12 protein-coding genes and 6 pseudogenes are annotated in these 17,664 nt (G+C 54.5%); 10 read left to right on the top strand and 8 right to left on the bottom strand.

All coding sequences use genetic code 11. From position 1 onward, the window contains the following. From ACA064_RS09110 to ACA064_RS09085, 6 genes and pseudogenes are all read left to right on the top strand, one after another. Nucleotides 1–435, top strand: coding sequence for an acyl-CoA thioesterase (locus ACA064_RS09110; RefSeq protein WP_497673054.1), 435 nt, complete (start codon nucleotides 1–3; stop codon nucleotides 433–435). 309 nt (nucleotides 436–744) lie between these two features. Beyond that, nucleotides 745–1,653 (top strand): peptidyl-prolyl cis-trans isomerase, encoded by a 909-nt coding sequence (locus tag ACA064_RS09105; RefSeq protein ID WP_497673053.1) that lies wholly within the window; start codon nucleotides 745–747, stop codon nucleotides 1,651–1,653. Beyond that, nucleotides 1,650–2,663 carry a HupE/UreJ family protein gene (locus ACA064_RS09100; protein WP_497673052.1) on the top strand — a complete coding sequence of 338 codons (1,014 nt, stop codon included), beginning with the start codon at nucleotides 1,650–1,652 and terminating at the stop codon, nucleotides 2,661–2,663. The genes ACA064_RS09105 and ACA064_RS09100 overlap by 4 nt, the downstream gene beginning before the upstream one ends. Before the next feature lie 69 nt (nucleotides 2,664–2,732). Further along, nucleotides 2,733–4,955 (top strand): DUF3604 domain-containing protein, encoded by a 2,223-nt coding sequence (locus ACA064_RS09095; protein WP_497673051.1) that lies wholly within the window; start codon nucleotides 2,733–2,735, stop codon nucleotides 4,953–4,955. Nucleotides 4,956–5,751: 796 nt separating this feature from the next. After that, complete coding sequence (locus ACA064_RS09090) at nucleotides 5,752–6,678, top strand: transporter (protein WP_497673050.1); 927 nt, start codon at nucleotides 5,752–5,754, stop codon at nucleotides 6,676–6,678. A 172-nt stretch (nucleotides 6,679–6,850) separates the two neighbouring features. After that, a pseudogene (locus ACA064_RS09085) lies at nucleotides 6,851–7,357 on the top strand (transposase); the annotation flags it as partial. Nucleotides 7,358–7,360: 3 nt separating this feature from the next. On the opposite strand, the pseudogene ACA064_RS09080 reads toward ACA064_RS09085, so the two are convergent. Beyond that, nucleotides 7,361–7,539 (bottom strand): annotated as a pseudogene (locus ACA064_RS09080) (IS21 family transposase); the annotation flags it as partial. 600 nt (nucleotides 7,540–8,139) lie between these two features. On the opposite strand from ACA064_RS09080, the pseudogene ACA064_RS09075 reads away from it, so the two are divergent. Beyond that, nucleotides 8,140–8,217 (top strand): annotated as a pseudogene (locus ACA064_RS09075) (TerC family protein); the annotation flags it as partial. Nucleotides 8,218–8,506: 289 nt separating this feature from the next. Here the strand turns inward: ACA064_RS09075 and ACA064_RS09070 are convergent. The 3 genes and pseudogenes from ACA064_RS09070 to ACA064_RS09060 form a co-directional block, all read right to left on the bottom strand. After that, a pseudogene (locus tag ACA064_RS09070) lies at nucleotides 8,507–8,892 on the bottom strand (transposase); the annotation flags it as partial. A 93-nt stretch (nucleotides 8,893–8,985) separates the two neighbouring features. Beyond that, nucleotides 8,986–9,900, bottom strand: coding sequence for a glycine betaine ABC transporter substrate-binding protein (locus tag ACA064_RS09065; RefSeq protein WP_497673049.1), 915 nt, complete (start codon nucleotides 9,898–9,900; stop codon nucleotides 8,986–8,988). 110 nt (nucleotides 9,901–10,010) lie between these two features. After that, on the bottom strand, nucleotides 10,011–10,937 hold the full coding sequence (locus ACA064_RS09060; protein ID WP_497673048.1) for an NAD(P)-dependent oxidoreductase: 927 nt from the start codon (nucleotides 10,935–10,937) through the stop codon (nucleotides 10,011–10,013). Nucleotides 10,938–11,045: 108 nt separating this feature from the next. Between ACA064_RS09060 and ACA064_RS09055 the strand changes: the two genes are divergently transcribed. After that, nucleotides 11,046–11,960 carry a LysR substrate-binding domain-containing protein gene (locus ACA064_RS09055; protein WP_497673047.1) on the top strand — a complete coding sequence of 305 codons (915 nt, stop codon included), beginning with the start codon at nucleotides 11,046–11,048 and terminating at the stop codon, nucleotides 11,958–11,960. Here the strand turns inward: ACA064_RS09055 and ACA064_RS09050 are convergent. Beyond that, complete coding sequence (locus ACA064_RS09050; RefSeq protein ID WP_497673046.1) at nucleotides 11,957–12,352, bottom strand: hypothetical protein; 396 nt, start codon at nucleotides 12,350–12,352, stop codon at nucleotides 11,957–11,959. The genes ACA064_RS09055 and ACA064_RS09050 overlap by 4 nt on opposite strands. 360 nt (nucleotides 12,353–12,712) lie before the next feature. On the opposite strand from ACA064_RS09050, the gene ACA064_RS09045 reads away from it, so the two are divergent. Then, complete coding sequence (locus tag ACA064_RS09045) at nucleotides 12,713–13,282, top strand: MepB family protein (RefSeq protein ID WP_497673045.1); 570 nt, start codon at nucleotides 12,713–12,715, stop codon at nucleotides 13,280–13,282. Here the strand turns inward: ACA064_RS09045 and ACA064_RS09040 are convergent. The 3 genes and pseudogenes from ACA064_RS09040 to ACA064_RS09030 all read right to left on the bottom strand — a co-directional run. Then, a pseudogene (locus ACA064_RS09040) lies at nucleotides 13,279–13,539 on the bottom strand (transposase domain-containing protein); the annotation flags it as partial. The gene ACA064_RS09045 and the pseudogene ACA064_RS09040 sit on opposite strands and share 4 nt — an antisense overlap. Nucleotides 13,540–13,631: 92 nt before the next feature. Next, nucleotides 13,632–14,594 carry a group II intron maturase-specific domain-containing protein gene (locus ACA064_RS09035; protein ID WP_497673044.1) on the bottom strand — a complete coding sequence of 321 codons (963 nt, stop codon included), beginning with the start codon at nucleotides 14,592–14,594 and terminating at the stop codon, nucleotides 13,632–13,634. A gap of 134 nt (nucleotides 14,595–14,728) precedes the next feature. Beyond that, a pseudogene (locus ACA064_RS09030) lies at nucleotides 14,729–15,616 on the bottom strand (IS1182 family transposase); the annotation flags it as partial. Between the two features lie 578 nt (nucleotides 15,617–16,194). On the opposite strand from ACA064_RS09030, the gene ACA064_RS09025 reads away from it, so the two are divergent. Further along, nucleotides 16,195–17,421: an acyl-CoA dehydrogenase family protein gene (locus tag ACA064_RS09025; protein WP_497673043.1), complete on the top strand. Its 1,227-nt coding sequence runs from the start codon at nucleotides 16,195–16,197 to the stop codon at nucleotides 17,419–17,421. Nucleotides 17,422–17,664 lie beyond the last annotated feature (243 nt).

Here is a 17,664-nt window from a genome sequence, read left to right as displayed (position 1 = left end):
ATGAGTTGGGATTTGCCGACACCTTTCGTTCTTGATCTCACCGTTAGCGCCGAAGACATCGATGGCCTCGGTCATGCAAACAATGCGGTCTACGTGAGCTGGTTGGAGCGTTGCACGTGGCATCATCTACAAAGTCTCGGCCTCTACCTGAGCGAGTACCGGCGCTTGGACCGAGCCATGGCCGTCGTACGAAACGAAATCGATTATCTCGCCAGCGCCTACGAAGGACAGACGCTGCAAGTCGGCACTTGGGTCGTGTGTTCGGACCAGAGGTTGAAAGTCACCCGGCGCTTCCAACTCATCCGCCCCGCGGATGCCACGACCTTGTTGCGAGCACAGACCACTTTCGTTTGCATAGAGCTCTCTAGCGGAAAGCCCAAGCGGATGCCCACAGAATTTATTGAGGGGTATAGCAAAGCGCTCATCCAGTCCTAAGACTGGACCATGCAATTAAAGTCTGAAGTGCTATAAGCCATTTCATCGTGGCCTATTCGGGTGACTAGGCCTCTTTGGCAAAGTACGCGGTTGCATACCCAGCCGGCTTTAACTGAGGCCGTGTGAAAACTTCGTAATCGTCGCCTAGACTCATCCAATCCGTTCGGCGATGTGGCCCATGAAGTGATTCATCGGAAGCGAATACCGATATCAGGTGACGCTGCTGCTCGAAAGCCTCGATGACTATGGATCTTGTCGGCGTTGAAGGACCGTGGCAGCGGTCCAGCCTCGTGCGAGTGAATTGATTCAATGAACTCCAACACACCCCAGTCCAACCTTTCGCCCCCGTCGCCACTTCAGCACTGGCTACGTGAACCGTTGCTGCATTTCATAGTTGCGGGGTTCGCGCTTTTCGCGATTTACGGCGGGTTGTATGGACCGTCGGAAAACCGAGAGTCGCGGCGAATTGAGATCACCGCGGACGACGTTCGCCGGATTGAAATCTCGTGGCTCGCGCGCTGGCAGCGGCCGCCGACAGCGGCGGAGATGCGCGGGATGATTGAGGAGCAGGTGAAAGAGGAGATCCTCTATCGCGAGGCGCTCGCGCTTGGGCTGGAGAAGGACGATACGATCATCCGACGCCGCCTCGCGCAAAAGATGGACTTTCTCGCCGAGGACGTGGCGGCGCTCCGCGAACCTGCGCCGGGTGAAGTCGAGGCGTGGTTTGCGAAGAATCAGGCGCGATTCGCGCCGCCGCCGCTCGTGACGTTCCACCATCTCTTTTTCGCCTCGGACAAACGCGGCACGGGCGCGCAAGCGGAAGCACGCAAGGAACTCGCGGCGCTGGCGGGCAAAGATGCAGTTGGCGGCGATGCATTCATGTTCCAGAGTGCTTACGCCGAGCAGACGCCGGACCAGGTCGCACGGGTATTTGGGTCCAAATTCACAGGCAGCCTTTTCCAGGAAAAGCCCGGCGCGTGGCGCGGGCCGCTGGAGTCCGGCTACGGCTGGCATCTCGTCTGGATCGACGCGTTGACGCCGAGCCAGCCGCCGGCCTTCGAGACTGTCGCGGAGCAGGCGAAAGCCGATTGGCTCTCAGAACAGCGCACAGAGATGAAGCGAGCCACGTTTGAGGCACTCAAGGCGCGCTATGAGATCGTCGTAACCCAGCCGGCGTCGGTGAGTGGGATAGTCGCAGCCCAAACGGAGAAGCGATGAGGCGCAGCCGATCATTCCTTTGGTTGTTCGCGGTGATGCTTTGGCTCGCTGCGGGATCGGCCGTGCAGGCGCACGAATCGCGACCGGCCTACCTGGAGATCAATGAGACGGCTGCAGGCCGATACGATGTGCTCTGGCGGACACCGGTGCTCTCGGGAGCGCGACTCCCGGTTGTGCTTCGGTTTCCTGAAGGTTGCCACAACGTCGTCGAGCCGATGCAGAGTGAACTCAACGACTCACTGATCGAGCGGCGCGTGATCGATGCCGGTGCTGCCGGGCTTGCAGGGCAGCGCATTGAGTTCGTTGGGCTGCAAGCGACCATCACGGATGTGCTCGTGCGCGTCTCGCGGCGCGACGGCACGACATCGACCACGCTTGTGCGGCCCGCGCGCCCATGGATTGAGATCGCCGCGGTACCCGGCGCATTCGCGGTAGCGGGTGCGTTTCTGGTGCACGGCGTCGAGCACATCCTGGGTGGGTTCGATCATCTCCTCTTCGTCTTCGGCCTGCTGCTGCTCGTGCGCGGGGGCTGGATGCTGGTGAAGACGGTGACAGCCTTCACGCTCGCGCATTCCATCACGCTCGCGCTCGCGGCGCTTGGCGTGGTGCATGTGCCGGGGCCGCCGGTCGAGGCGACGATCGCGCTGAGCATCCTGTTGCTCGCGGTCGAAATCGCGCGGATGAATCGCGGCCAGCCCAGTTTCACCGCGCGCTGGCCGTGGGTGGTGGCATTTTGCTTTGGGCTATTGCATGGCTTTGGCTTTGCCGGTGCCCTCTCGGAGATCGGTCTGCCGCAGCGCGACCTGCCACTAGCGCTCTTCACCTTCAATGTCGGCGTGGAGGTCGGACAACTTGTCTTCGTCGGCGCCGTGCTGGCTGCTCGCGTGCTGCTGCTGCGCTGCCGGTTCCCGGAGTTCGCCGTCCGCCAGGCGCAACCCGTCGCATCGTATGTGCTCGGGACGCTTGCGGCTTTTTGGTTCTTCGAGCGTGTCGCGGATTTTTGGACCTGAACTGCAATGAGCTCCACCCAGGACTTTCTTCAACAACCAGCCAGTAACCTACCCAGGAGACTGCATCCCATGAAGGCCGATCCTCATCCCGCCATCCATGCACTGCTCGGCTCCGCCGCGCTGTTGCTCGCTATCACCCCGGCATTGGCTGCAGAGAAGAATCCCGACCGCGAAGCGTACTTTGGCCAGACGCATTCGCACACCAGTTGGTCGATTGACGCCTATCTCATCGGCAACCATATCGCCGGGCCGGAAGAGGCCTACAAGTATTCACTGGGCATGCCGGTCAAGCACCCGGTGGGTTTTGACGTGAAACTCAAGGGGCGTCCCCTCGATTTCCATGGTGTGACCGATCATTCGGAGTATGTCGGCGTCATCGCTCTTGCGAACGACCCGACATCGGATTTCAGCAAGCTCCCCATCGCGCAGAAGCTGATCGCCAAAACCCCGGCGGACTTCAATCGAGTCTTCAAATGGATTGCCGGCAGCATGAGCCATCCAATCAAGGAACTCATCGATCCGAAGATTGCGGGCAACATCTGGCAGCAGAACATCGCCATCGCGGATAAATACTATCAACCTGGCAAATTCACGACGTTCGTTGCTTATGAATGGACTTCGGCGCCCAACAACCAGAACATGCACCGCAATATCTTCTTCCGAGACTCGAAGAAGGTGCCGGTCCTGCCGTTCACCGCGCTCGACTCATCCAAGCCCGAGGACCTCTGGGCCTGGATGGATGCCCAGCGCAAGCAGGGGAACGAGGTGCTCGCGATTTCGCACAACGCAAACCTCAGCAACGGCCTGATGTTTCCAGTGGAGGTGGACGACCGCGGCCGCCCCATCGACGCCGCGTGGGCTGAAACGCGGATGCGCAATGAATTCCTCACCGAGATCCACCAGGTCAAGGGAACCTCCGAGACGCACCCCGAACTCTCGCCGACCGATGAGTTCGCCAATTACGAAGTCATGAGTTTCCTGATCGGCTTGGATAACAGCACCTCCAAGCTGAACGGCAGCTACATTCGGCAAGCCTGGCAGAACGGCATGGCCCTCCAGGAAACGCGCGGCTTCAATCCTTTCAAGATGGGCGTCGTGGGCGCCAGCGACTCGCACAACACCGTCGTCCCCTATTCCCAGGAAAATAACTTCGGCTCACACGGGTTTACCGATAACACGCCGGCGCTGCGGTTATCGGGCAAGGCCAATTCGGGAATGGTCGCCCTGCAGACCAGCACTTCCGGCCTCGGCGGCGTGTGGGCGGAGGAGAACACCCGCGAATCGATCTTCGACGCGATGAAGCGCAAAGAGGTATTTGGCACCAGTGGCGTGCGCATCACTGTGCGGATGTTTGGCGGGTGGAAATTCGACGATCAATTGTGGAATGACAAAAACTGGGTTCGGACGGCGTATACCAATGGAGTACCGATGGGTGGCGACCTGCCCGCAGATGAGGCTGCCAAAGCGCCCTCCTTCGTGGTCTGGGCGGTTAAGGACGCCGACGATGGCAACCTCGACAGGATTCAGATCATCAAAGGCTGGACGAAGAACGGGCAGACCTTCGAGAAGATTTACGACGTTGCCTGGTCTGGCGACCGCAAGCCCGATCCGGCGACGGGCCGAGTGCCAGCGGTTGGCTCCACGGTCGATATTTCAAAAGCGACTTACACCAATACCATCGGTGCCACGGAGCTGAAGAAGGTCTGGGTGGATCCGGATTTCGATCCGGCCCAACACGCCTTCTACTACGCCCGGGTTTTGCAGATTCCGACCCCGCGTTGGAGCACCTATGACGCGATGAAGATGCAAGTGGTGCCGCCAAGTGAAGTGGCCTCCACGGTCCAGGAACGGGTGTGGACTTCCCCGATCTGGTACGCGCCCAGTGCACAAGCCAGCAAGTCGGCAAAACCCGGTATGACCATTGCGGATCTCAAGGCCAAAGGCGCCAAGGCGCTCAATAACGCCGAACTGCAGTCGTTTGTGGTGGGCAAGACGCTCAATGTCCGCAATACCGTGACCGGCCAGACGTTCGAAATCGCCTACGGCACCGACGGTCAGCGATCAATCATCAGCGTGGACGGCAAAGCCCCGGCCTCGGGCGAGTACCTGAACATGATGCACGGTGGCCAGTTCGGGGTGCCCGCAAAGTACGAGATCAAAGACGGTCACCTCGTGACCACCCTTGGCGGGTCGCCCTTCGAGGCCACCGTGTTCCAAGCGAGTGGCAAATATGTGGCCGCGCGGACCAACGAATTCGGCTTCGCGAATTATGAAGTTGAAGATGTGAAGTAAGTCCGAGAGACTCGGCGGTGTCGGACGGCGGGAAAGCGCACCCAAAGGTACCCGTAAGTCTGCGGATCGAACGGGTACCTTGGGGATTGATCAGCAGATTGAATCGGCCCTGATTTTGTAGACGTTCGGGAATGACCGCTATTGGCCGAGGCTGTGTAAAAACGCAGACACCGTTTTGAGGTGTACGTTGCTACGTAGAATCTGCTCGCATTTGGTTAGTCAACTGACCTGGAATTTTCGTAGGCGCGCGGTTTTCATTCCGGTTCAGACCGAGAAACCTACTCAAAAACGTTTTTACACAGTCTGGGCCGATTGCTGTCGGTCACGAAGGTCTGCAATTGGCCGATTCTGTTGAAAAAGTCGCCACGGCCTGGCCGCCCATGCATTGGGCAGTGAGAACGTCCATTTTGCATGCTGCTACGTCAAATCTGAGCCCTGAACATTCTGGCGAAAAGCATGGATTTCAATCTCCGGCGCGTACTTTTCTGCTGTGGAAACCGAAGCCGACTTTTTCAACAGAATCGGCCAACAGCTGCCTGTTGATATCGTCTGAGAAATCCCAGACGATCTGTCTCTTGCAGCGCCTTGTTATAAGACTTTGAGTTGTCTACGAAACCAGGGGGGCAGACCTCATCCAATAAACAGTATGCCTAGGCACCGATCGGCCAGGAGTATCCGATCAAACAGCAAGTGCGGCCACGCAGTACTGGTGGCAGCTGTAAGTGCCAAACGGATGCAGATGCGCTACAACAATACATAGAACTCTGGGGGCCTGATAGGAAGCGAGCGAATGTGGATGAAACACAAACTCTGTGTCGTTAGGCTGGTTCGGTTCGCATCCGCTTCGCTCATCATAGTAGCCCCCGGTGCAGTCGCAGAGGATCTCGAACCCAGGTCCTACGCCAATACGCCGGTCGGTATCAATTTCCTGCTCATGGGCTACAGCGATCTCCATGGCAGCGTGACCGCCAACCCCTCAATCCCGCTCCAAGATGCCAAGCTCAACATCAAGACTGCCGTGTTTGCCTTTGCCAGATCCCTGGACGTCTGGGGCCGCTCCGGGAAGTTCGATATCGTCGTGCCTGAGGCAAGATTGACGGGCTCTGCTCTGTTCGCCGGTGAACCCAAGGAGCGTAATATCACCGGGCTGATCGATCCAAGATTCCGGTTCTCGGTCAACTTATATGGCGCCCCGGCGCTGTCCCTGGCTGAATTCCCCAGCTATCAACAGGATGTGATTATCGGCGCCAGCTTGGCGATCACGGCGCCACTTGGCCAATACGACTCTAGTAAGCTGATAAATCTCGGCAACAACCGCTGGTCATTCAAGCCCGAACTTGGGATTTCCAAGCGCCTAGGGCCAGTGACCTTGGAATTATCCGGCGCGGGAACCTTTTACACCGACAATGACGAGTTCCTCGGCGACCACGCACTTTCCCAGAACCCGATTTACCAGGTACAGGGGCATCTTATCTATGCCTTTAGTAACGGTGTTTGGGCTGCGCTGGATGCGACCTACTTCGCTGGCGGGAGCAGCTCAGTCGATGGGGTCAGTAACCACGATTTTCAGGAAAACACACGCTACGGATGCACCCTCACGCTGCCGTTGAACCTAAACCATTCGCTAAAGCTGTATGCGAGTAATGGCGCGCATACCCGCACGGGCAGCGAATACGATGTCATTGGCATTGTCTGGCAGTATCGCTTCGGCGGAGGGCTTTGAAACTTAGGACTTACGCAACATTCCATTCATGCGTTCGGAAGACATTTGTCTGATGCTGGCTGTTACCTGCCATTTGTGACAGACAGCTATCGACCCGATTCTGTTGAAAAAGTAGCTCCCCTGGCTGGCCTGCGGCAAAATATCTGCATTGGCCGGCGGGGGATCACACAGCATGATGGGACAGTTATCGAGTGGGCAGGAGCGACTGTTTTACTCGTTCAACCTTGAAGATCACATCCCAGCAAATCACCTTCTGCGCAGCATTGATCAATGTCTCGATCTGAGCGACCTGCGCCATTACCTCGCCGATTTCTATAGCCCGATTGGGCGTCCGTCGATTGATCCTGAACTGATGATTCGCATGCTGATCGTGGCCTATTGCTACGGCATTCGCTCAGAGCGGCGGTTGTGCGAAGAGGCCCATTTGAACCTGGCGTATCGTTGGTTTTGCCGGTTGAGCCTTGAAGATGAAGTACCCAATCACTCTACTTTTTCCAAAAATCGACACGGCCGCTTTCGGGACAGTGATCTGTTTCGCTGGTTGTTCAATGAAGTGCTGCGTCGCTGCATGGACGCAGGCCTGGTCAAAGGCGAAGGATTTGCCGTGGACGCCAGCATCATCAAAGCGGATGCGAGTCGGCAGCGCGGCGTACCGGGTGATGAACAGGTCAACTGGAGCGCGAAACAGATGCCGGTTTAGCTCGGCATCGGAAAGGTCGATGGGCCAGTTCAAGCCACTTGCCGCGAAGCGGCAGAGGTAATCACCTGCACTGGAACGGCCGATGCAGAGGCTTGGGGCGATCTTGCGCGCGGGAGGTCGGCGTCGAACTTTAGGCGTAGGACCTCTCGGATTTTACGCATGGATAAACGCTCCACGACGACCTCTTCGCTTCGAAAAAAGAGGTCGATGGTAGTGAAAAGTCCTGCGTCGCTTCCTGCCTAAAAGTGTCCGGATGACCGCGGAATCGGTGTCCGGATACTCGTGGAATGAGTGTCCGGATGTTGGTGGAATCGGTGTCCGAATGAGCGCGGAATCCGCACGATAAAGGCTGGAATGTGCTGTTTCGACTCTACGACCAGTTGGCGCTGTGGTTTGACGGGACTTGGTGGCCAGGTGATTTTGAACTGGTGAAGTGTGCCAATCGCCCGTTATCAATCGATTGCACCGGATGGATTTTACATACCCGATGAACCGTGGTGAATGACTGTTGTTGGTCGATTGTGTTGAAAAAGTAGGCTTCGGTTTCCACGGCAGAAAAGTACGCGTCTGAGATTGAAATCCTTACTTTGGGCAGAGGCTTCCGAGTTCAGATTTCACGTAGCAGTGTGCAAAAAAAGCGTTTTCACCGGTCAATATTCGGGCAGTTTGGGCGGACCGACTTTTTCAACAGAATCGGCCGATTGCTGCCTGTCACGACAGGCTGGCCAACGGTAACCCTGGCGGGGTGCGCACTTTAGCAAATTATTGCAATAGACATTCTGTTGGGCGGCGACAACTCCGTCGTCATCGCAATGGCTTACCGCAATCTTCCACAGCATCTGGGCGATTGAGCGTGAGGTGGAGGCGCTGGACAATCGCGAGCAGTTTCAGAGCCACACGTAAACGATCGAAGATTATTCGACCGTGACACTGGGTGGTGTGAAGAAAAGCCCTGGGCGTACCCAAGCGTGTTCGAGTGGCACCTGAGTCGGCTTTGCAGTGGCCAGGTCATGGAGTTTCGGTCGTGGAGCATGGAACTGGTCGTCAGCTTGGGCTGTCGTGTTCGCGTTCCGAGTATCTAGCCGCACGAGTGCGTCGCCTGTTCAGCTTATCTGCCTCTGCACAGGGATGGGCGTAGTAGCATGAACGAGTGACACCAAAGACCGTGCAAATCCAATCAACTGGCTCTTGGGCACTCAACAGATCAATCAGCGTGTGCGCTCGTGCTCTTCCGACATCAAGAGCGCGGTAGCCTTTAAAATGAATTTCTCCCGCTCAAGGCGAGCGATTCGAGCTTCCAGTTCCTGGATTTGCTGCTGCTCTGGCGTCAGCGCCTTGCTCTGCGGAGTAACACCCTTGCGCTCCTGCTGAAGCTGATTAACCCAGCGATGTAACGCGAACTCAACAACCCCGAGCGAGCGGCAGGCTTCGATATGGCTGTAGCCTTGATCAAGCACGAGGCCTGCGGCCTCGCGTTTGAATTCAGCGGAAAAGGAACGACGTTGCTTGGTCATCAGACACCTCTATCTGGCGAGCATTCTCGCCTAAATGGTGTCCGGTTTCATTAGACCACTACTGGAGGTGTACTTGACACAGCAAGGGATATGTTAGTTTTTGTAGAGTGGAAGTTTTTTTGCACTTTCTGTCCACTCAGTAATTTTCTCTGGGTGTGAGTCAAGATAATGAGTGATAGCCCCATCGGGGTTTGAAGTCTCGTGAGACTCGGCCATAATTCCCTGCAAGTCGGCAAGGGGGATTTTGTAGTTTTGAAGGAAATTCGCTGCTCGAGGGAAATCTTCACCAAACCCTTTGCGAGAAAGGGCATGTACGCCTTCAGCACCCCCTAAAGAGCCCTTTGGATCTTCCAAATAGCGTAGATTCCATTTTCCAAACATCCAATGAGGGGTCCAGGCTGTTGCAACGATCCAGTCTTTTTTAAGAATGGCTCGATCCATCGAAATAGTCATTGCAGTTGCACTGCTAGCGGAGAGTTTGTAATCGACCAGGTTGTAATTTTTTATTGTTTCTTCGGACTTTCGCATTAGGCCTGCACCAGGGTCTATGCCTTGTATTCTTCCTTTAAATTTCTTTGCAACTTCGGGATTTGCCAAATCAGCGATTGTTCTTACTTCGTTAATCGGCACATAGTCTGGCACCACCCATCCAAGCTTCCCGCCATAGATTATGCCTAGATCGTCAACACTATTTTTGTACTTATCCCAATAAGCAGCTTGGGTATTAGGTAGCCAAGCCATGAGCATAGCATCGAGCTTTTTAGTTGAGATGCTTTGATATTGCACGCCGAGTGCTAGCAGTGAGAGTTTTACTTTATAATCGAGTTGTTGTTCTAGAATTTTCTTGGCCATATTTGTAACGATTTCAGAGTCCGGCTCTGAAATAAAACTCAATCGCAAGACTTGATCTTCCCTGAATTCAGACTCCGTCGCTTGAACGCCTAATGACATTAGGAGTACAACCGCCAACGTCGCACACTTGAATACATACATAAAATCAAGCTTCATTTTAATCATCCTATTATTTTAGCTTTTTGGTGGTGTATGGAAGATCAATTTACGCCAGCGCAAACTCTTGGAGTTCCTGAATTCAGAGGAGATCCTAATTAAGCGGCTACCTATGCGTGTACGGGGAGGACTTCCCACGGTGCTATCCAGTCGCCTGCAACTCGCAACGCTATCTTTGCATCATCTTCAATGAGCCGGCAGACACTCATTTCACCGGAACGCTCACCGTAACGCTGCTTCGCTTCTTCGAAGCGCGCATGAGTTGCACGGGTTAGTTCGCAGCGTGTTCCGGTTTCATTTAACAATTCTTCTATCAGGCCAAGATCTTTCAGGCACAGCGCAAGCGGGAAGGATGGATCGTAGTGGCCGGCAAATATCGACGGTACATCGTGTTGCATTACGAAACTATCGGCGGCCCCTCCCTTCATTGCTTCCCACCACACATCTGGCTCCAAACCTGCAACCTTAGCGGCCACCATAGCTTCGCCTATAGCGGCAGCGTGGATTTTCCAAAGCTGATTGTTAACCAGCTTAGCGACGTAACCGTTGCCGTAGCGGCCAACTTTTCGAATTACACCCATTGCTTCAAGAACAGGACGCGTTTTTTCGATATGAGAATCCTGCCCACCTACAAACAAAATCATGTCACCACGTATGGAAGAATCAACTGACCCAGTAACTGGTGCATCAATAGGAAATCCACCCCGCGCGACGAACTCGTCGGCAAGCTTGCGCATCATAAACGGACTGCTGGTTGTCAGGTCGATCCAGTATTTACCCGTAATATCGGCTTCAAAAAAACCGCCGGCACCACGTACAACTTGATCAATTTGCACTGGTCCGAAGACCATGCTAACTACGACATCTACATTCTCAATCACTTCTCGAGGGCTATCAGCCCAAACAGCGCCATTGGCTAACAAAGACTCTGCCACTTCCCTCCGCAGGTCATATACAACCAAGTCAAAACCTAAAGCCTGAATGTTCCGAGCCGCGGGAAGTCCCATTGTTCCTAAACCAACAAATCCAATTTTCATAATGGTTCTCGTTTTTATTGATGGGGCGATTGGTACCTACGAGCAACATAAAATGCTTGTTGGATATAAACAAATGAAATATTATTATAGTGTCGATCATGAAACGTGATGATGCGAGGTAAGCGATTGAAAAACCTTGATTTGAACCTGCTCCAGGCTTTTCTAGCCATTGTTGACAGTGGAGGCTTCACGCGTGCTGCTCATTTTCTATGCCGTACTCAGTCGGCAGTAAGCATGCAGCTGCGAAAGCTTGAAGAACAGATGGGCAAACAGTTGATTCAACGGGATAATCGTCAAGTAAGGTTGACGGAAGACGGTGAGATACTTCTCGGTTATGCGCGTCGTATGATCCATCTAAATGAAAGTGCCTTTGCGGCCGTTGGAAAGCCATTTACCGAGGGGCACCTCAGACTAGGCATACCTGATGATTACGCTCAGTTTTTTTTACCTTCTGTGTTGACGCGTTTTGCACATGCTTACCCACGAGTGCAGCTTGAAGTAACTGGGGCTTTGAGTGGGGAGCTACTTGACCTACTTGAGGCAGGAGACCTTGACGTGGCTCTGATCACGCGACAGCCAAATCGAAGCTGCGGAAAGATTTTGCGCAAAGAACGGTTAGTCTGGGTAGGCTCGCGCCAACATATGGCTCAGAGCATGGAGCCGGTTCCGCTGGCGTTTTTCCCCGAAGGGTGTGTGTTCCGTGAGCATGCCATAGCTGCTCTTAACGCCCAAGGACGGCCTTGGCGAATTGCCTATTCTAGTCGGAGCTTTGCTGGAGGAACAATCGCTGTAAACGGAGGTTTAGCAGTGACTGTAATGGCCCAGAGCATGGTGCCGGTTGAATGGCGGATCTTCGGGATCGAGGATGATTTTCCTCAATTGCCCGAGATCGAGATCGTTTTGCATCGAGCACCGAGCAAGCTACCATCAGCCACAACGCTGTTAGAGGAACAGTTGATTGAAAGCGTCCAGACAGTTTTCAATTCAGCTTTCCGACAAGGTTGCTATCTTACACGAGCTTAGTAAAGCGCTGACTTCCCAAGCGTCAGCCTCGATGAAGCAATTGCGCATATCGGCTTCCTGGCTGATTTTGGCCAGCCGATCGTGAACAGCCTTATCCAGATCTTCGTCGCTCCGATAGGTGTGGCCAGCTCGTAATTGCCCGACTCCAGCCGCTTCATCCCGTAGGGTTCCAGGCAGTAGCGCTCGATGTTTTCCCGGGCTCGCTTTCTGCCGCGCACGAACTTGCTATTGTTTTCGACAACCAGGCGCAGCACGACAGTGGCGACCCGTTCGGCATCGACCTCTCCCGGCTGCCAATGAGCGTCCGCATCGCGGCCCACATGACCTATGCACATGCACTCCACAATGAGGCAGAGGTTGCGTACAGCAACGCTGACTCTCAGCTCGGCCACGCAACTCAGAAAATCGCTGCGATCGATCAGGTTCTTGGTGTCACGGATGGTGCCGCGTTATTGAGCAGGTTTAACGTCGAGGCCTAAAGTTATTCCGGATAGCGTTCAACCCGAATGTAAGCGTCCGGTAATCACATCTTGCGCGATAGCTGTCATTTATGCAGCATCAGCTTTGCAAGTTAACTCCGTCTGTGCGCGGATGATCGTGTCAGCATAACCTCTAAATAAGTAAACAGATTGCGCCCTTGGAGGCTGTTCACTGGACGTAACCGCACCCTGTCCGCTTCGGCATGTCGAAGGGTGTAGCATATGTTCTGGAATGGATCGCATGGTCAATGAGTGGTTTAGGAGTTGTTCCCGTTGAAATTCGATTTAACTGAGCCAGAGACAAAATATGCAAGCGCGGCAGACCCTGCCCTCGGCCATCTTCCGAACGATCTGATAGCTGCTATCCAGGATGTGTACAAGCCAGCGGGAATGCAATTGACGGATGCGGCTCTACGCGAGGCTGAGAGCTCCGAGTATGGAGCCTCCCGCTTTGGCCTCGACGGACACACGATTGTCTTCCGTGTGGCTAAAACAACGCCGACCAAGATTGGACAGTTCGTCACAATATGGAAGCGGCCGACGTCGGGCAGCATCATTGCACCTCTCGATATAGGTGATGGCGTAGCCTTTGTTGTGGTGAGTGTGTTCGATGCAACGCATCGCGGACAGTTTGTGTTCGACCAGAAGATACTGGCATCAAAGGGCATCATGGCGATTAACGGTAAAGGCGGTAAGCGCGCTATCCGCGTCTATCCACCTTGGGTCAAACCAGTCGCCAAAGAGGCCGTTAGGACACAGCAATGGCAACTCCGGTACTTCCTCCCTCTTGAACAAAGCGGAAACGCCGATTCCGTGCAGGTGCGCCGGCTCTTTGAAGTTTAAGATCCTTTATCCGTCATTCTTGAGAGTTTTTGGTAAGTGTCCGGCGCCCACCTATGCGGCAGCAACTCGGTAATCTCACTCGCCCGCTGCGTTGGCAGGCGCGTAAGTACGTCCTTCAAATAAGCATAAGGATCATGCCCATTGAGCCGTGCCGATTGGATCAAACTCATGATCGCAGCCGCGCGTTTGCCGCTGCGCAAGGAACCTGCGAACAGCCAGTTTGAACGCCCGATTGCCCACGGTCGGATCTGGTTGTCGGGTAGTCAGACGCGGTTGCCCGCGTCCAACCCCCTAAGAACCGTGCATGCGAGTTTCCCAGCACACGGCTCAAGCCTCTACAAAGGCACTATCAAGCACCTGGCGATACCTCTTTAACATTGGCGAACTGCTGATCTCTGGGGCAACGCAGGTGATAGATTTCAAAATTGACTGCCGCGTCAGTTCCGCCATAAGCCAGCTTTACGATATGGCGACTATGCCACGGCGTATCTTTGGTAACGGGCTTATGGCAGACCGAGCACAAGCCATCTTGCTGCTGCCAGACTCGATACATCTTTGCTCGTCCCTGCGTCGATTTGAGCATTTTCTTGCCCCAGCGGAACTCGAAATACTCATCCCAATTGGGGTCATGCGGGTTGGCAGCGGCCTTAATCTTGATGTGCCGCACGATCGGCGTGTCCGACTCCTTCAGTAAGGTGTATTCCCTTGCCTTACCGTCTGCGTATTTTTCAACGGTGGAGAACACCCACCGGCGTGATCCTCGGACTTTGAAATATCTGTCCTTGACCCACCGGGTTCCTTTGCGCGGATGCCGTCTCACCGCCCAGCGCCAGAGCATTGTCCAGACTTCGCTGTCTACCTGATTGAAGACTTTCTTGGCGACCACGTGGCTATGGTAGTTCGCCCACCCCCGTAAAATTGGGTTGAGCAGCCCTATCAAATTGACCTGTTTGGTCGCATTGTTGGTCTTGATCACTTCTCGGAGCTTGGCAAGATGCGCCTTGATGTTCGCTTTCGACGGCTTAATCAAGAGCTTGCCGTTGTACTTGCGCAAGTTCCAGCCGAGGAAGTCGAACCCGTCCCCTATGTGCGTTATTTTGGTTTTTTCCGGAGAGAGGATGAGTCCACGTTCTGCCAGGAACTCAACCACCGCAGGCCTGACCTCATTTTCCAGCCATTCTTTCGAGCAGCCCGTAATGATGAAGTCATCCGCATAACGCACCACGCACATTTTTCGGGCTGTCCACTTTGCGTTGGGAAACCTCTTCGCCAGCATCGCTTCCAACCCATCCAGCGTCATGTTGGCCAGCACCGGAGAAATGATGCCTCCCTGCGGGGTTTGGGCGTGGCTGGGGAATAGCTCATTCCGGTACCCGAGGCAGGAGCCGTATGCGGTAGTTCCGCACGTACGGATCTGTGCGGGGGGTGGCAGGTAACTGCCATTCCTACCGCGACCAGCGACTCAGCTCCGATCTCTTCACGCGCCAGGTTCGCCATATTGCTTAGTTGAGCCCGGTCATTACCAATGTTGGTTACCTCATGCGCGACGATCAGATGATGCTTGTCGTCGACGGCTGTTTGTACGTTATAGCCAACCGTTCCGGAGCCTCGGCCACTTGTAGCTATTGAGCGTGCGTCAGGATCGGTGAGGGAAATTTGTTTGTCCGGGCTGTTGTGCAACTGTGCCTCAATGTCCTTGAGTTTTTGCATCTGCTGTTTCAGTGTTTCTATTTTCTCTTTCAGTCGCTCAGTTTTAGCCTCGGCAATCTCGGGCGCCGCTCGATCCGCCGAATCCATTGCCGCAAGATAGCGATCGATGCTTTGTTCGATCTGTTGCATGCGTGCCTTCACTTTGCCCTGGGTGAAGTTTCGGTCGCGGTTGTTGACGGCTTTGAATTTGCTGCCATCGATGGCGATGATCGATTGGGAGAAAAGATTGAGGTTGCGGCAAAGAACTACGAATTGACGGCAGACGTTGCGAATGGCTTTGCCGTTGTCTTTGCGAAAGTCGGCAATAGTTTTGAAGTCCGGAGCCAAACGCGCCGCCAGCCACATCAACTCGACGTTGCGCTGGGCCTCACGCTCAAGCCGGCGACTGGACTGAATCCGATTAAGGTAACCGTAGATATAGATCTTCAGTACGACCGCTGGATGGTAGGCCGGACGACCAGTAGCAGCAGGATCAACACCCTCAAACCCAAGTGCACCCAGGTCAAGTTCATCGACGAAAACGTCGACCACTCGCACTGGATTCTCTTCGGCTACGTAATCGTCCAGGCACTCCGGCAGCAGCGTCACTTGCGTCCGGGCCTCACCTTCAATAAATCGCTTCATGATCGTCCCCGCTACGATCTAGACGACTAGAAGGTTAGACAATCGCAGACGTTTTCACACAGCCTGGACCCATTGCGGCCAGTCAGCACCGGCAGAAATCGACCCAGGCTGTGTGAAAACGCATGCACCGTTTTGAAGTTTGCGTTGCTACGTAAAATCTGAAACCGGGCACCGCGCCATTCTTGGGGCTCCCGTGCTGGTGACTGTCCCCAAGTTCAGAGTGCTCTCATCAATTCCGCCACGCGGAATTTATGGTATTTATCCTTGTTCACCGAAGAACCGCACCCCAAACTCAAAAAGACATAACTTGCGAGCGACGGCATTGCTCAACCACTAGCCCAATCATCCCTAGGCCCGGTGCAACCTCTGATGCGCTAAGCCCCGGAAAAACTATCCCGATCATCGGTATTGGTGCTGCGAAAACTGCTAGTTAGCTGGCGAAAGCATCTGCCGGCGCTGGGACGTCGTGCGCAGCGCCGTTCATACGAACTCGAGGGAAATTTGAGCCGGTGACGCTGAGCAAATAGCGACATCAAGAATTGATTTTCCATCGTAACGACCCCTAGGAAAGATAAAACATGAGTTCAGTCACGCCCCGCATTTCTGATCAAATCTACGATGACCTATGGTTGCCTGACGAAACGGTTGTAGTACGCAGGCAAGTTCGCGATTTTGCAGAAACCGTACTCCGGCCGATCGCCCACAAACTGAATAACACGCCCGAGAGTGTCGCGGCGTTCCCGTGGCAATTGCTTAAGCAGATGGGTGATGCAGGTCTTTTGCGCATCCCTTTCGAGAAGCAGTATGGTGGTGCCGGACTGGAGTATCCGACCCTTGCGACCATGATCATGTTGGAGGAAATTGCTTACGTTTCCTCTGGTGTGGCAGCCGCGCTTATAGACGTCCAGTTGATCCTGTTCGGCCATACGCTCAAGCACGCACAGCCCTCGATTAAGGAAAAACTTTTCCCCTCCTTGTGCAGGGGCGAAATCGTTGGCGCCTTTGCCACGAGTGAGCCTGCCGCCAGCACCGATTTAAGTGTCAAGGCGTTGAAAACCGAAGCCAGGAAAGTCGAAGGGGGATACCGGATCAGCGGACGCAAGCGTTGGATCACCAACTCACCGGTCGCACACTACATGTTCGTGCTGTGCAAAACGGAGGATGGCATGACCATGCTCTTGGTGGACATGAGTAGCGATGGCGTTCGGGTGGGCGAGCCCGACAAAAAAATGGGAAATCACTGCCAACTGACAGCTGATGTCTACTTCGATGAAGTCTTTGTGCCAGACGAGAATCTGGTTGGTAACAGTGGTGCAGGGCTGAAAGCTGCGTTGACGTCTCTGACGCTTGGTCGTGTGGGTATCGGTGCTTGCGGTGTCGGTATGGCCCAGGCAGCGTTCGATTTCGCTAGTGCTTATATGAAACGGCGCGAAATTTTTGGCAAGAAGATTTCGCAGTTTCAATATTGGCAATTCAAGTTTGCCGAGTACGCGACGCAATTGGAAAACGCCCGCAATCTTTACGTCAAGGCCGCCCTGGTCGTCGATAAAAACCGTCCGAATATCCAGTCGATGTGCGCCATGGCAAAGTTGGTCGGCAGTTCGCTGGCGGGCGATGTTGCACGAGATGCCATTCAAGTGTGCGGTGGTTATGGATTCGTCAAAGAGTTGGCAGCTACTGGCGAGCAATTTCCGCTGGAGGCGATATATAGAGACAGCAAGATCGGCGAGATTTACGAAGGTGCAAATGAAGTTCAGCGTTTGGTCATTGCACGTGCGATCTTTGGCAAGGACTGCGTTGGCTGATTCCTTTGCACCGTGCCTACAACACAACGTCGTTGCGCCTTGGACATCTGCGCCAGGCGCAATCTACATACCGGCCCAGCTATTGACCAACCCTGATGTCGACCATTGGATTCCCCTTGGAGATTCCAGCATGATCGAGCGTTTGCTCTTGGCCGATTCCTGCCTGTCACGACTGGCCGAAATCGACCCATTGACCTCCTGAATTTCACAGGTACCTCTATCTGCGAGTAAAGTTCGCAGCGT

The organism is Pseudomonas sp. LBUM1658 (assembly GCF_059716055.1).
Note: the sequence above shows the minus strand (reverse complement) of the source record. Positions and strands in the feature narration are given on the sequence as shown.

What these genes read in the sequence shown, in the direction of transcription:
- ACA064_RS09110 (WP_497673054.1), top strand. Translation starts at nt 1, where the DNA reads ATGAGTTGGGATTTGCCGACACCTTTCGTTCTTGATCTCACCGTTAGC.
- ACA064_RS09105 (WP_497673053.1), top strand. Translation starts at nt 745, where the DNA reads ATGAACTCCAACACACCCCAGTCCAACCTTTCGCCCCCGTCGCCACTT.
- ACA064_RS09100 (WP_497673052.1), top strand. Translation starts at nt 1,650, where the DNA reads ATGAGGCGCAGCCGATCATTCCTTTGGTTGTTCGCGGTGATGCTTTGG.
- ACA064_RS09095 (WP_497673051.1), top strand. Translation starts at nt 2,733, where the DNA reads ATGAAGGCCGATCCTCATCCCGCCATCCATGCACTGCTCGGCTCCGCC.
- ACA064_RS09090 (WP_497673050.1), top strand. Translation starts at nt 5,752, where the DNA reads ATGAAACACAAACTCTGTGTCGTTAGGCTGGTTCGGTTCGCATCCGCT.
- ACA064_RS09065 (WP_497673049.1), bottom strand. Translation starts at nt 9,900, where the DNA reads ATGAAGCTTGATTTTATGTATGTATTCAAGTGTGCGACGTTGGCGGTT.
- ACA064_RS09060 (WP_497673048.1), bottom strand. Translation starts at nt 10,937, where the DNA reads ATGAAAATTGGATTTGTTGGTTTAGGAACAATGGGACTTCCCGCGGCT.
- ACA064_RS09055 (WP_497673047.1), top strand. Translation starts at nt 11,046, where the DNA reads ATGATGCGAGGTAAGCGATTGAAAAACCTTGATTTGAACCTGCTCCAG.
- ACA064_RS09025 (WP_497673043.1), top strand. Translation starts at nt 16,195, where the DNA reads ATGAGTTCAGTCACGCCCCGCATTTCTGATCAAATCTACGATGACCTA.